The 14,356-nt window shown below is 41.8% G+C and carries 15 protein-coding genes and 1 pseudogene; 11 read left to right on the forward strand and 5 right to left on the reverse strand.

Annotated features, from left to right (window positions below; genetic code table 11):
• Positions 1 to 22: 22 nt before the first annotated feature.
• Positions 23 to 211, forward strand: a pseudogene (locus LI149_RS04840) (terminase large subunit); the annotation flags it as partial.
• A gap of 247 nt (positions 212 to 458) precedes the next feature.
• The gene (locus tag LI149_RS04845; protein ID WP_168934013.1) at positions 459 to 1,325 is read left to right on the forward strand and encodes an EamA family transporter; all 867 of its coding nucleotides are present in this window, start codon (positions 459 to 461) and stop codon (positions 1,323 to 1,325) included.
• Positions 1,326 to 1,572: 247 nt separating this feature from the next.
• Here LI149_RS04845 and LI149_RS04850 read toward each other — a convergent pair whose 3' ends face one another.
• Entirely contained in the window at positions 1,573 to 2,139 is a 567-nt protein-coding gene (locus LI149_RS04850) for a biotin transporter BioY (protein ID WP_117495678.1), read from the reverse strand.
• A 48-nt stretch (positions 2,140 to 2,187) separates the two neighbouring features.
• On the reverse strand, positions 2,188 to 3,159 hold the full coding sequence (bioB, locus tag LI149_RS04855; protein ID WP_022278750.1) for a biotin synthase BioB: 972 nt from the start codon (positions 3,157 to 3,159) through the stop codon (positions 2,188 to 2,190).
• Positions 3,160 to 3,443: 284 nt separating this feature from the next.
• Between bioB and mscL the strand changes: the two genes are divergently transcribed.
• From mscL to LI149_RS04875, 4 genes are all read left to right on the forward strand, one after another.
• Entirely contained in the window at positions 3,444 to 3,845 is a 402-nt protein-coding gene (mscL, locus tag LI149_RS04860; protein ID WP_173785819.1) for a large conductance mechanosensitive channel protein MscL, read from the forward strand.
• Positions 3,846 to 3,960: 115 nt separating this feature from the next.
• Complete coding sequence (gene add / locus LI149_RS04865) at positions 3,961 to 4,896, forward strand: adenosine deaminase (RefSeq protein ID WP_118447251.1); 936 nt, start codon at positions 3,961 to 3,963, stop codon at positions 4,894 to 4,896.
• A gap of 27 nt (positions 4,897 to 4,923) precedes the next feature.
• Complete coding sequence (locus tag LI149_RS04870; RefSeq protein WP_215650713.1) at positions 4,924 to 5,913, forward strand: guanosine polyphosphate pyrophosphohydrolase; 990 nt, start codon at positions 4,924 to 4,926, stop codon at positions 5,911 to 5,913.
• Positions 5,914 to 6,020: 107 nt separating this feature from the next.
• Positions 6,021 to 6,194 (forward strand): hypothetical protein, encoded by a 174-nt coding sequence (locus tag LI149_RS04875; RefSeq protein ID WP_173794256.1) that lies wholly within the window; start codon positions 6,021 to 6,023, stop codon positions 6,192 to 6,194.
• 43 nt (positions 6,195 to 6,237) lie between these two features.
• Here the strand turns inward: LI149_RS04875 and LI149_RS04880 are convergent, their stop codons facing one another.
• Entirely contained in the window at positions 6,238 to 6,975 is a 738-nt protein-coding gene (locus LI149_RS04880) for a Fic family protein (RefSeq protein WP_173785816.1), read from the reverse strand.
• Between the two features lie 396 nt (positions 6,976 to 7,371).
• Here LI149_RS04880 and LI149_RS04885 point away from each other — a divergent pair, with 396 nt between their 5' ends.
• Positions 7,372 to 8,553 (forward strand): sugar transporter, encoded by a 1,182-nt coding sequence (locus LI149_RS04885; protein ID WP_117605941.1) that lies wholly within the window; start codon positions 7,372 to 7,374, stop codon positions 8,551 to 8,553.
• Positions 8,554 to 8,614: 61 nt separating this feature from the next.
• On the opposite strand, the gene LI149_RS04890 is transcribed toward LI149_RS04885, so the two are convergent.
• Positions 8,615 to 9,949, reverse strand: coding sequence for a sodium-dependent transporter (locus LI149_RS04890; RefSeq protein ID WP_227143025.1), 1,335 nt, complete (start codon positions 9,947 to 9,949; stop codon positions 8,615 to 8,617).
• A gap of 334 nt (positions 9,950 to 10,283) precedes the next feature.
• On the opposite strand from LI149_RS04890, the gene rlmD reads away from it, so the two are divergent.
• The 3 genes from rlmD (at position 10,284) to LI149_RS04905 (ending at position 12,025) form a co-directional block, all read left to right on the forward strand.
• Positions 10,284 to 11,420 (forward strand): 23S rRNA (uracil(1939)-C(5))-methyltransferase RlmD, encoded by a 1,137-nt coding sequence (gene rlmD, locus LI149_RS04895; RefSeq protein ID WP_227143026.1) that lies wholly within the window; start codon positions 10,284 to 10,286, stop codon positions 11,418 to 11,420.
• A 96-nt stretch (positions 11,421 to 11,516) separates the two neighbouring features.
• Positions 11,517 to 11,870: a phage minor capsid protein gene (locus LI149_RS04900; RefSeq protein ID WP_255647448.1), complete on the forward strand. Its 354-nt coding sequence runs from the start codon at positions 11,517 to 11,519 to the stop codon at positions 11,868 to 11,870.
• Positions 11,843 to 12,025, forward strand: coding sequence for a hypothetical protein (locus LI149_RS04905; RefSeq protein WP_227143027.1), 183 nt, complete (start codon positions 11,843 to 11,845; stop codon positions 12,023 to 12,025). The genes LI149_RS04900 and LI149_RS04905 overlap by 28 nt, the downstream gene beginning before the upstream one ends.
• Before the next feature lie 161 nt (positions 12,026 to 12,186).
• On the opposite strand, the gene LI149_RS04910 is transcribed toward LI149_RS04905, so the two are convergent.
• The gene (locus tag LI149_RS04910; RefSeq protein WP_227143028.1) at positions 12,187 to 13,461 is read right to left on the reverse strand and encodes a dihydroorotase; all 1,275 of its coding nucleotides are present in this window, start codon (positions 13,459 to 13,461) and stop codon (positions 12,187 to 12,189) included.
• A 357-nt stretch (positions 13,462 to 13,818) separates the two neighbouring features.
• Between LI149_RS04910 and LI149_RS04915 the strand changes: the two genes are divergently transcribed.
• Positions 13,819 to 14,352 (forward strand): DUF3877 family protein, encoded by a 534-nt coding sequence (locus LI149_RS04915; RefSeq protein WP_005340132.1) that lies wholly within the window; start codon positions 13,819 to 13,821, stop codon positions 14,350 to 14,352.
• Positions 14,353 to 14,356: the final 4 nt, after the last annotated feature.

The following is a 14,356-nucleotide window of genomic DNA, read 5'->3' on the forward strand; positions in this document are numbered from 1 at the left end:
ATATAGCTCCTGAATCTCCTGATACGATGTTATGATAAAGGGTTCATCAGATGCCCGACAGAATCCGTTGCACTTCATTATCACGACAGCTGGTACGGACAGACATTCCATAGCGTTCGAGCTTCATACGAAGGCACTGGATATTCTGGAAGGCAGGCGTGTTGATCCTACATTCTATCCAGTGGTCTACGGACTGAAGGATGATGAAGATTCGGAGGATGAAGCGAACTGGTACAAGGTTTTTTGGGCGCATGAAAAAACTCTCGTTTTTTCACACGCCCTCCTACTCGATTATGAATAAAATTCCTCTGTCATCGCAGACAGAATAGTTTCTGGGTATTTAGATTATCAATTTGTAAAAAATCTGAAGAGTTGCAAGTGTGGAAATTGAAATTGTTTCCAGCAAAGAATATAATACAAATGAATACACTTCAGGTATAATACAGAGGAGAGTGCATATGTGGATTTTATATGCAATAGGATCGTCTTTTTTTGCGGGAATTACAGCAATTCTTGCAAAATGTGGGATTCAAAAAACAGATTCAGATGTGGCAACGGCACTAAGAACTATTGTGGTACTTTTGTTCTCTTGGATAATGGTACTTTTAACTGGGACATTGCCCGAATTGAAAAATATAAGCGGACAAACATTATTATTTCTTGTGCTGTCAGGATTGGCAACAGGAGCCTCTTGGCTGTGTTATTTTCATGCACTTCAGAAAGGAGATATTAACAAAGTTGTGCCGATTGATAAATCCAGTACAATTTTGACGATTCTTCTCGCACTTATTTTTCTTCATGAAGGATTGACGTTGGAAAAAGCAGGCTGTGTATGTCTGATTGGAATTGGAACTGCATTGATGATTACCAGAAAAGAAGTAACAGAGGATAGAGAACAACACATTGGAAGTTGGTTTATTTATGCTGTATTATCTGCGATATTTGCCAGCTTAACTGCGATATTGGGGAAAATTGGTATTTCTGGTATTGACTCAAATCTCGGAACAGCAATTCGTACATCAGTCGTGCTGGCTATGGCATGGCTTATGGTGCTTTTGAAAAGAAAAACAGATGAAGTCTGTAAAATTGAAAAAAAGGAATTACTGTTCATTACGCTGTCCGGATTTGCAACAGGAGCTTCTTGGCTATGTTATTACAGAGCATTGCAGGAGGGACCAGCGAGCATAGTTGTGCCAATTGATAAATTAAGCATTTTGATAACAATTGCATTTTCGCGGATCATTTTTCAAGAAAAACTGACACCGAAATCTGTTGCAGGAATTGTGCTGTTTACATTGGGAACATTTCTGATGACAATGATATAGGACGATGTGTACCGCCCTCTTTGTTCTGCATGAAGTTGAAATCCTGTACTTTTTCAAAGTATTCATCTTTGATATGGTAAACGTATCTTTCTTGATATATCATGTTCATCCCCCATAAAATAAGCCCTGCCATGCGCTCTTCCTTTCCATAAAATGAGCATAAGGAAAGCACCTGCCATTTCTGGTAGATGCTCTAATCTCTTTTTATATCTTTATCTGTATGCTTTTATAAAATCATCTGGTGTAATTATTGCTGTGCTACAGTTCCAAGTCTTTTGCGAACCATCGGTCCGATAATCATTGCAATGACCATTTTGCACAGATCCGCAGGAATGAAAGGAATGACACAGACTGCAAGTGCTGCGCCTACCGTATATCCGGCCTGGAGGCAGAACCATGCTGTTCCAAATGCGTAGCAGATTGCAGTTCCAACGATCATTCCAAGGATCTGGATTCCACGGTTGGTGAATTTGTCGATGACAATACCTGCGATGATTGCCATTGGAATAAATCCGATGATGTATCCGCCGGTCGGACCTGCCAGTTTTGCCAGTCCACCTGTGAATCCGGAGAATACCGGAAGCCCTACCAATCCGAGCAACAGGTAAATCAGGTAACTCAAAGTTCCCTTTTTCCAGTCTAACAGATAGAGAGACAGGTAGATCGCAAAGTTAGTAAGTGAAATTGGCACCGGACCAATTGGAACAGATAATGGTGCGAGAATGCAGGTCACAGCTGCCATAAGTGCGGTTACGACCATAGCGTAAGTACTTGTTTTTCGAAATGTCTGTGTATTTGTATTGTCATGTGTCATAGTAAAACTCTCCTTATTATTTAATGATGTACAAAGACGTTAAATTTATTAAGCGGACTCAATCTCATAAGTGAATCCGGCGTCTTCAATTGCCTGGATCGTATCTTTGATTCCCTGTCCGCCAGCGGTAAGATATCCTGAGGCAAATATGGAATCAACGACGCGGAGCAGATTTTTTTCTTCTCCTTTAAAATAAATCTCACGTCCTGCGGCACAGCGGATATCGGACTGCGGAACTAAAAGTCTTGCAAGACAGAGGACTTTCATACAGTAAGCAGTTGTGAGAGCGGACATATCGGCGTGCTCTAAAGGTGTTCCCGGAATTGGAAGAAGGAAGTTGATTGGAAGTGCCTCCGGTCGGATCTCGCGAAGCTCCAGTAACATATCTACCACGTCTTCTTTGCTTTCGCCCATACCAATAATGCCGCCGCTGCAGATTTCAAAACCAAGCCCTTGAAGCATTTTTATATTAGCAACGCGTTGTTCAAATGTGTGAGTGGAACAGATGTTGTGATAATAAGCACGGCTGCTGTTCAAGTTATGGTTGATGCGGTCAAGTCCGGCTTCCTTTAACATCAATGCCTGCTTTTCTGTCAGAAAACCGATAGAACAACACAGGTGTGTTCCCTGTTCTTTCATTTTTCGAATTTTTTCAGCCAATTCTTCAATCTCTGCATCGGTAAATTTCATTCCACTAAGTCCGATACAGTGGCGTGACAAATGATGCTCATTGACAAAATCATTGTCTGCATATAATTTCTCATCTGCGACCCATTTGTACTTATCAATGTCAGCTTTTGAACGGCAGGACTGAGCACAGTAAGCGCAATCCTGAGAACAGTTTCCACTTCTGGCATTAGTAAGAATGTGGATACTTACATGATTTCCTTTGTATTTTCGACGCAGTTTTTCAGCCCGGGCAATCAGCTCATCCAGATTTTCATCCGGCGTGTTGAGTATTTCAATTGCTTCTTCGCGTGAAAGCTGTGGATCCGTAGATGTATTTTGATTTGAAATCATTAGAAGACCTCTCTTTCCTTGAGTAATTCATTTTTCTGAAATTTTATACAAGACATACTTTAACATGCAAAAAAACAAATGTCAACCATGTGTAACACAATGGTTGACAAATAATATCAGCTGGGAGATGACTCCCACCTCGCAACAAGAATGCCGAGGCATTCTTGAATCATCACTTTAGTGTGAGACAGAAAATACAAAGTGCCAAAAAGAAGGCCGTGGAATCTTCGACCAGAATATGGTATGATAGTATACAGAGTAAAATACAAAGGAGAAGATTCATCATGAAAAAATTTATGGAAGAATTCAAAGCATTTGCCTTACGCGGTAATGTTATGGACATGGCAGTCGGTGTGATTATCGGAGGCGCATTCTCCGGAATTGTAACATCTCTGACCGACAACTTTATCAATCCGATCTTAAATCTTTTGACAGGCGGTGCAACTTACACTATGACAGACGTTGCAGGATTTGCATCTAGTTTTGTATCAGCAGTTGTAAATTTCCTTATCATGGCACTGATCTTGTTCTGTCTGATGAAAGGAATTAACAAATTACTTTCTTTTAATAAAAAAGAAGAAGCACCGGCAGAGCCGACAACAAAGACATGTCCGTTCTGTCAGAGTGAAATCAGTATCAAGGCAACCCGTTGTCCATACTGTACTTCTGTATTAGAAGAAAAATAAAAGCGGCATATACAGTAGAAGTAATTGTCGAAAAAATGAAGGTTATTGCTGAAAAGTGATAGCCTTTGTTTTATAATGAGCCTATGTTAGATGATAAAAGAAAGTGGGATAAGCTATGACATTGGAAGAATTGAAAGCATTGCCGAAAATAGAACTGCACTGTCACCTGGACGGTTCACTGAGTCGGGAATTTCTGGAAAGCCGTCTTGGAAGAAAAGTAGAGCCTTCTGAAATTCATGTATCTGATGACTGCCAGAGCCTTCAGGAATATCTGGAGAAATTCGATCTTCCAGGACAGTGTCTGCAGGACGAGGAAGGACTGGAGCTGGCAGGGTATGACGTATTAAAAAGTATGAGTCAGGAAAATGTCCGGTACGCGGAAGTGCGGTTTGCCCCGCTTTTATCAGAAAATGAAAACTTAAGCTGCGGTCAGGTGATAGAGGCAGTCATTCGGGGGATGAATCGTGGAAAAAATGAGTTCGGTGTGGATTATGGCATTATTACCTGTGCCATGCGCCATCACAGCTATGAGGAGAATCTCCGTATGATCCGGACAGCAAGAGAATACCTTGGAAATGGTGTGTGCGCGGCAGACCTTGCAGGAGCTGAGGCCATCTATCCGATGTCAGAATTCATGGAGTTATTTGGACAAGCAAAAAAGCTTGGAATGCCATTTACCATTCATGCCGGGGAGTGTGGAAACGTGCAGAACATTCTGGATTCCGTAGAGGCAGGAGCACTTCGAATTGGACATGGAATCGCCATGCGAGGTAATTCAGAAGTCCAGAAAATGATCCGGGAAAAAGGAATCGGTGTCGAGATGTGCCCGATCAGCAATCTTCAGACGAAAGCTGTAGAAAGCGAAAGTCAATATCCGCTTCGGGAGTTCCTGGACAACGGGATCAAGGTGACGATCAACACAGATAACCGGACCGTCAGCAACACAACCATGACAAAAGAATTGCAATTTATTCAGGAGCATTATAGAATTACCGATGAAGAGATTCGGTTGATGATGAGAAATGCAGTAGATACAGCATTTATCCATTGAATCCAGACGAGTAAAGGAGACTGACAGATGGTTACATTAAACGATTATTTATATTCCGGGGATACGATCTTTAAAATTATACAAAATTATATGACAGATTTGAGAAAAGAAGCAAAGCGGACACATAATGAAATCGACCTTGTGCATAGCAATTGTCTCCTTCAAGTACAGGAAATGCTGGAGCACAACGATTTCCTGACTTCCCAGTCACAGAAAATCCGGGAATTTTACAAGTACATGGCAAAAGAATTTCCATTTCTCGCCTTTACATTTCGTGGAAGAATCAAATCTTTGATACGTACAGAAGAAAAATTCAACGGCTACATTGTGGAATACATTTATAATTATTATGAGGAACATGGAACATATCCGGCCGTGGCAGATTTAAAAGAAAAACTGAGCTGTTTTCGGGATATTATCGCATATCGGATTGTAATTGCATTGCCGAAATGTCATCTGAAGCCGGGACAGAATCTCGAAGAGGAAGAGATGAAATATCTTTATCAGATAGCCAATGCGCTGCCGGGATTTCTGGAAGAACGCGGCTTTACAGCCGAGCCGGCAAAAGGAGTCCGGGAGAGTAAATCAGACTTGTTGGACGGCGAAGTAAAGCCATATTACAGAGATTTCATATCCAACCCGACCATGTACGGTTATCAGTCTTTACATATCACATTTTATGATAATACGTCCAGAAGCTATATGGAAGTGCAGCTTCGAACAAAGAAAATGGACGACATCGCGGAAATCGGACCGGCGAATCACTTGGGGTATGAGAAGCGTCAGGAGCATGAACGAGCAAGAAGAGATGCAGTTCCAAAAGGGGAATGCATTTACTTCGATGAGGCATACGAGCGCGGAATGAAACTTTTTAATTTAGATTTAAAAGACCTTGATGTTAATATGTTCGCAGCAATGAATAACAGCCTGATTAACGACGGCTGCGGACTGTATCGTGGGCGCCTCATTCTGCCATATGAACATTTGTCCAGATTTCAGAACGATTTGATTGATTAAGGTGGAAGAAAATAGCAATTTTATAGAAAAACTTTTGCAGAGAGACAGTTTCTGACATTTGCAAAACGTATAATGGCATAAGAAATGAGCCGATACGGAGGAGCAATATGGAAGAATACAAGAATGGCAAAATCGAGCGTGTACTTGGAATTTATACAAAACTACTGAACGGGTACATTGTAAATAAAGCAGCCGAAGCCAATGAATATGGAGTAAATGAACGAAGTATACAAAGAGATGTTGATGTACTATGGAAGAAAAGAGATGAATCGGGCATTTGAAGTAAAGTAAAGAGGTCCAGCCGGACCTCTTTCGCATATACATTTATTCTGCCAGAAAGTACTGACAACGATTCCAGTAGTATTCCTGTTCTTTTTGAAATAATGAAGTCAATGCTGTCACGTCTTTTCCTTGACGGTATGATTTCAGGGCATCGAGATATTCTGGGCGATTAGCGTCTTCGATGATAAATGGAGCAATGCCGTGATACAGGCATTCGCGGAAGAGAATCATACGCCCGGTTCGTCCATTTCCATCCTGAAATGGGTGAATACTTTCATAGCAGGCATAGAATTCGGCAAGTGTTTCTAGGGAAATATCCTGATTATTGTACCAGGCTAATAATTGTGACATTTCATCGGATACCTGGCTTGGAAATACTGTTTCATATATGCCTATCATGTTAGGACGCTTTTTATAATCGCCGATTGCGTAGCCATTTGCGCGATCTTCGAATACCCAGCTTTTTAGCTCATAGTGAAAAGCTTTAATTAGTTCTTCTGCGAGTTCGAGGTCCAGAGTATTAAGCATTTTATTGAACATTAGGAAATGACCATTCATTTCTTCTACATCTTTTGCACGGTAATAGTCTTCAGATTTTGGGAGGACTCCGGTATCAAAGAGAGAGGCGGTTTGTTCCTCGGTCAGGGTGCTTCCTTCGATTTTGTTGGAGTTATATGCCATCAAACGCTGAGTAAATCCATAAACGCCAGAGCGGTCACGTTTTGAATGTTCGATTTTGAAGCGTTCTAACAAAAATTGTATAAATGCTGCAGTATTCATAGATTGAAATAGTCCTTTCTTTGCATATATTTTATTCCATAAATATTATTGAAGAATATCCCATTGCTCTTTTCATTATAAAGTTTTCGATTCATCTTTGCAATAGAATATCTATGCCTACAGTTACATTTCTCTTCATATCGGATAGCAGTTTCGAACATGAAACACCGAAATGAGATGTCTTACGACTTAGAACTTTGAAAGAGTTGCAGATTGCTTCTCTTAAAGCGGTTATAGATTATCATGAAATGTGTGGCTTTTCAACTGTTTCGTTATTCATTTTAGGAGATTTCCGGGTGTGTATAATTATTTGATTTTATTGACACTACTTAGCTATTATACTATAATTGTCCGCGGACAAAATAATGATTTTAAAGAATAGCGAGGACATTATAGATGAAGACGAAGATGACTTTACGGGAGTGGCTCCCGTTGATCGGTATGACGATTTCAGCGTTTTTGGTAAATACTTCGGAATTTATGCCGATTGGGCTTTTGACGGATATTTCTAATGAGTTTCATATGACGGAGGCTCAGGCGGGCGTGATGATTACAGCCTATTCCTGGACTGTGACGTTATTGTCGCTGCCGCTGATGTTGTTAGTGTGCAGGATACAGCCGAAGAAATTGCTGCTTGGAACGTTAAGTGTGTTTGCGGTATGTCAGGTGTTGTCGGTAATTTCAAGTGGCTTTACCTTTCTTGTATTGTCACGTATTGGTGTGGCGTGTGCACATTCCATTTTTTGGGCGATCGCATCACCGGTTGCAGTTCGGGTTGTGGCGAAAGAGCATCAGTCAAAGGCTCTTAGTGCAATTATTACCGGAACGTCAATTGCCATGGTAATTGGAATGCCGCTTGGCCGAATGATCGGACTTCAGATCGGCTGGCGAATGACATTTTTATGTGTGGCGATAGTTTCATTTCTGGTACTTGGCTATCTGGCATTTGTATTTCCCAAGCTGGAAGGAACAGAATCATTTTCCGTGGGACAGCTTCCGGAGCTTTTCAAAAATGCAAGATTGATGAGCATTTATGTAATTACATTTCTTGTGGCGACCGGATATTATACAAGCTACAGTTATATCGAGCCGTTTTTGCAGAAGGTAGCAGGGCTTCCGAGTAACTGGGTAACTATGGCATTGATGTTATTCGGAGTAGCCGGGCTTGGAGGAAGTTATTTGTTCTCAAGATATTATGATGATCATCGGTATGCTTTTGTTCAGACCGTTATGATTGGTGTTGTGGCAGCTCTGCTGCTCTTATATCCAGCTTCAGTCAATATGTATACCGTGATTTTGGTATGTGCTGGATGGGGACTGGCGATTATGGCATTTCAGGTAAGCTTTCAGGCAGAGTTGATTGGTTGTGTCTCTGCGGCTGCATCATCTGTTGCTATGGCGATCTTCTCAGGAATTTTCAATCTGGGAATTGGCTGCGGAACCTGGTTTGGCGGAACAGTGTATACAAAGATTTCACTGAAGGATATTGGATTTGCAGGTGGAGTGATTGTGGCAGTGGCGACTTTGATCTGCATGGCAAGATTTCGAGTTGGAGATAAAGCAGAAAGCGCATCATAGAGTTTGATATGTAAAAAAAGAATCGGGATATCCTATCATGTAGAGTATCCCGATTTTTTTGTTAGCCAATCCCGCCAAGTGCGATTCCAAGAATCAGTACGATAAAGCAGATTGGTACATAGATGTATTTGCAGACAGGAATGAAGTATTTGGTGAATTTCCGTTCCCGGCCTTTATTGACTTGTTCTTCGACGTAGCTTTTCTTACATACCCAAAAGAACATGATTCCGGCGAGCCCCGCGCCCAGTGGACAAATGTATATAGAAAGAATATCCATCCATGTGGAGACGATGCCTTGAATCAGAAGTGAAACGATGATTCCGATTACTGCAATGACACCGCATGCAGGTACGCGGGATAAATGTAGTTTTTCCTGTACCGTTGCAATTGGTGCTTCGTATAAGTTGATTAGTGATGTCATCCCTGCAAGGAATACGGCTGCAAAGAAAATGATTGCAATGATCCGGCCTCCCGGCATGGAACGAATCAGATTCGGCAGGAAGATGAATAATAGTCCCGGTCCTCCCTGATTTAACTGTGCTCCGGTGGTTGCCATAGCTGGAATGATGACCAGGGCTGCAAGGACTGCGGCGATGGTGTCAAAAAGTGCTACTTTTGCGGCAGAAGCGGGTATATTTTCCTTATCTGACAGGTAGGAACCATAAATCAGAGTTCCATTTCCCGCAACAGACAGGGAGAAAAATGCCTGCCCAAGAGCAAAAATCCATGTAGACGGGGATGCCAGCATTTCCGGATCCACCCGGAAAATGTAGCGGTATCCATTAATGGCTCCCGGCTGGAATGCAACGTAAACTGCCAGAATAATAAACAGGCAGAAGAAAAGTGGCATCATGATTTTACCGGCACGTTCGATTCCGCCCCCGACACCGAGCATGAGGATTAACATGCAGATAATCAAAGCGCCAATCTGCCATCCATTATTTCCAAATGCAGAAGCCATACTGCCAAAAGCATTTCCATATTCTTCTACATTATCTGGGGCAAGAGTCGAACCGGTCAGGGTACCGATTGCATATTTTAAAATCCAGCCCATAACGACGGTGTATCCGATTGCCATTGCAAGGGAACCGAGAACTGGAATCATGCCAAGGGCTTCTCCGAGTTTTCGTTTGCCGTTTGCCTCGCAGGCGCAGCCAAATGCGTCGACCGGACCAGATCTGGTAGCACGGCCAAAGCTCATTTCTGCAATGACTCCGGTGAAGCCGATGAGGGCAACAAAAAATATATAAGGAATCAGGAAAGAGCCGCCTCCGTAAAGGGACACTCTGGTTGGAAACATCCAGATATTTCCCATGCCGACGGCGGAGCCGATGCAGGCGAGGATAAAGCCCCAACGACTGCCAAAAGATTCGCGATTGTGTTGATTAGTATTCATTTGATATCTCCTTTAAATAACAACATGATTTGATTATAAAAGGTTGCAGGGAAAATGTCTACAATTTATAATAGAAGATAACTATTCCGAACCCCTTGAAATAAGAAAAATTGATGCGTCATGCTTGCATGTAAGTAGCGGTTTTTCTTATTTCAAGGTGACTCGAATAGAGTTACCACCCCACATATGAGCAAAATTAGCTGCGTAGCAGTGGGAAAGCACGAGTATCGTGCGGTTTTGCGAATTTGTGTGGTGGGGTTCTGAACAGTTATAGATGAAAGAGGAGTGTTACCGTCTGAAAAGTGTATGAACGGTAACAGGTGAGTTGGAAATTATGAAATGTAATATATCGAAGAAATGTGGTGGCTGCCAGTTTCAGGGTATTCCTTATAAAGAGCAGCTTAAGAAAAAGCAGAAAAAAGAACAGAGTCTTCTTGGAGCATACGGGAAGGTCTGTCCAATCATCGGAATGGAGAATCCATATTATTACAGGAATAAAGTGCATGCGGTATTTGACCGTGACCGGAAAGGAAATATTATTTCCGGTATTTACGAAGAAGGAACGCATAGAGTAGTTCCGGTGGAGAATTGCCTGATTGAAGATGAGAAGAGTCAGGAGATTATCCGGACGATTCGTGGAATGTTGAAATCATTTAAAATCCGGACATATGATGAGGACACAGGTTATGGACTTCTGCGTCATGTGCTGATTCGACGTGGATTCTCTACCGGAGAGATTATGGTCGTCCTTGTCACAGGTTCGCCGATTTTTCCGTCGAAAAATAATTTTGTAAAAGCGCTTAGAAAAGCGCATCCGGAGATTACGACCGTTGTGTTAAATGTAAATGACAGACAGACAAGCATGGTTCTGGGAGACCGGGAAAAGCCGATTTTCGGTCCGGGGTTTATTAAAGACAGATTATGTGGCTGTATGTTTCGTATTTCACCGAAGTCCTTTTATCAGGTCAATCCGGTGCAGACAGAGATTTTATATCAGACTGCCATCGATTATGCCGGCCTGACAGGAAAAGAGACGGTGATTGATGCGTATTGCGGAATTGGAACAATTGGGCTGATTGCTGCGAAGAAAGCCGGTAAGGTGATTGGCGTGGAGCTAAACAAAGATGCAGTAAAAGACGCCAGAATCAATGCGAAAGAGAATAAGATCACGAATGCTGCATTTTATCAGGGAGATGCCGGAAGATTTATGGTCGAGATGGCAGCAAAAGGTGAAAAAGCCGATGTGGTATTTATGGATCCGCCGAGAGCCGGAAGTGATGAAAGATTCTTATCTTCTGTTGTAAAGTTATCACCGAAGAAAGTCATCTACATTTCCTGCAATCCGGAGACGTTGGCAAGAGATTTGAAATATCTGACAAAGCATCATTATAAGGTGGAAAAGATTCAGCCGGTTGATATGTTCCCGTTCTGCGATCACGTAGAAACTGTTTGCTCACTATCGCGTAAATAGGCGGTTTCTCGACTGTGTTCAGTGCGATTCAGTGAATTTGCCACCCATTTGCCGCCCACAAAAATAAAATTAAGAAAAAAATAGACGGACGGGATTCTGAGAATTAATTGCAAACACCATAAATGCCCATTCATTCCAGGAGTAAATGAGCAGAGACATTTTCCAACAGAAGATATGGTTGCAAACGACAAGCTCTACAAACAGACACAGGTGCAGAGAGTTCTTGAGAGGAAAGTGCGAAAGCAGAAACGGGAATGTATGATGCTAGACGCGGCAGGAAATCTGGAGGGGTTCGAAGAGGCATCGGTCAAGTTGAAAAGTAAAGAGGCGCAACTGAAAGACTATGTTGATAAAAACAGTCAGCTTCATCGAAGAAGAATGGGCGTTCTTATGTTGAGAAATATAAGAATTATATCGGAATCATGTGGGAAAAAAAGAATGGGAAAATGATAATTGATTTTGATAAATATCATAAAGAAATCAATTCGGCGCCGGTAATCGATACCAGTAAAGGAATTACGGTGAATGAAGATAATTTCCCAGATAGGTTATTGACCATCGAAGTAGATTTGAAAAATGGAAAAGCGAGAATAATTGAAGATTAATGCCACTGAACAGAAATACTGGGACAGCTATACATTATGGAACTGCTCAAGAAGATATTTAATATCAAAGTGATTATTAAAAAGACAGGATAGAGAACTTTTTGTGTAAGTATGGAAGTTCTTTTTCCTGTCTTTTGACTTTTATGAAGTGATTATTTACATTATTTATCAGAATAAACAGTTTTACCGCCACAGATTGTATATTTTACTTTTCCGAAAAGTTCCTGTCCGGTAAACGGGGTATTGCAGGATTTGGAAGCGTAATTGCCAGGTTTCCAGCATTCTTCCGGATCAAAGATAACCAGATCGGCAGCAGCACCTTCTTTGATCCGTCCGTATGGGAGATGGTAAAGCTTTGCCGGATTGACAGTCATTTTTTCCAGAAGCTGTAACAGAGTCAGGTGCCCAGGTCTTACAAGACTTGTGATGCCAAGTGCAAGAGAAGTCTCAAGACCAGTGATTCCGCTTGGTGCTTCTGTAAGAGGTTTATTCTTTTCTTCCATGCTATGAGGAGCATGATCGGTGGCAATGAGGTCAATGGTTCCGTCTGCAAGACCTTCGATGATCTGCTGGCGGTCCTTTGCGGTGCGAAGTGGCGGATTCATTTTGGCCAGCGTTCCGTAAGTCAGAAGTGCCTCATCAGTCAGAGTAAAATGATGCGGTGTTGCTTCTGCGTGAATTTTAGCACCGAGGGCTTTAAAAGTGCGGACCATTTCTACAGAGACACCAGAGCTGATATGCTGGATAACAACATCTGCGCCGGAGCGAAGTGCCAGAAGACAGTCACGGGCAACCAACGATTCCTCGGCAATGGAAGGGGAACCATAAACGCCAAGCTTTTCAGATATAGCACCGTGATTGATTCCATTATTCTGAATAAAAGAAGGATCTTCCTCATGGAGACTTACAGGTACATCTAATTTTGCGGCATGTTCCATAGCACGGTAACAGAAATCAGCGTCCAGGAGAGGGATTCCGTCATCGGTGAAGCCACATGCACCGGCATTTTTCATAGCCTCCATATCGACAGCTTCTTTTCCTTTCAGAGAGCAGGAAATGGCAGCTGCCTGGAAGATACGGATGTCTTCATTTTTCTCGCGGTCGATCAGATCTTTGAGCACAGGGAGACTGTCAACAACCGGTGAAGTATTTGCCATGCAGATGACACTTGTAAATCCGCCTTTTGCAGCAGCAAGTGCACCGGTATGAAGATCTTCCTTATAAGTAAATCCCGGATCGCGGAAATGTACATGAGTATCAATCAGTCCCGGGGCAACGACAAGTCCTGTGGCGTCCAGGATTTCGGTATCATTTGAAACTTGATCTGTATCAATGTTTTTTTCTATTTTCAGAATTGTTCCATTTTCAATCGCAAGATCCATCTTTTCGGAAAGTCCCAAAGCCGGATCAACGACGAGTCCATTTTTTATAATCATAATAATTATCATCCTCCTGTCATGTATGAATTTCGTATCATTCCCGACATATTTTCAAATGTAATAAATGAGTTTACAGGCATCATATGGGGATGTCCTGGCAACATGGAATACCGGGAATATTTCTGTAAATTAGTATAAGGGATAGACAGGGTCCATGTCAAACTTCATGGAAATAATTGCAGTTCATTCCGAAATGTTATAGAAAGAATGGTACAATACAGGTGGATGTAGTATAATGAGCCGGGATTGTGGAAGTGCGAAATGTTCCGTAAGTATCATTTATATACGAAGAAAGCAGGCAGGAACAACTATGTGTCTGATAAGAAATAAAGCAGTAAAAAGGAGATTGGTAAGATGGAATATAAACGTTTGGAACAGAGCCTGATTGATATTGTAAAGGAAGAGCAGGCAAAGCTGGGATATAGAAAAGAAGATGTAAGATTATATTATCCACTCAGCACGCTGAATCATTTCTTTGATACTGAGGATACAGTGGAGGAGATGGCAGAGAGACTGACACATTTACCGGAAGATATGAAAGCAAGACTCGGAGAAATTGCTGTAACACATAAAAAAGATCGTTTCTGCTTCCATATTCCGGAGCAGGGAAGTGAGTATGTGCATGAGCATACCGCTGAAAATGAATTTATCAAAGAACTGATTGAACTGGTGAGAGAACATGGCTGCACGAAGAAAAAGATTCTGGAATTGTTTGGTCAGTATAGTGAAAACACAATCACAGAAGAGATGAATAACGGAGAGTTTGATTTCTATGTGAGATTTCCAGAGGGAAGTGAGGACAGATACTATTATTGCTTTAAAGATGAAGGCTGTCATATCATTTATCACAGATTCCTGCCGGAAGATTATGCAGATTTTGAATTTTAAAAGG

Origin of the sequence: Dorea sp. 210702-DFI.3.17 (assembly GCF_020560825.1) — a bacterium.
In the GTDB taxonomy this organism is placed as follows: Bacteria; Bacillota; Clostridia; order Lachnospirales; family Lachnospiraceae; genus Dorea; species Dorea formicigenerans.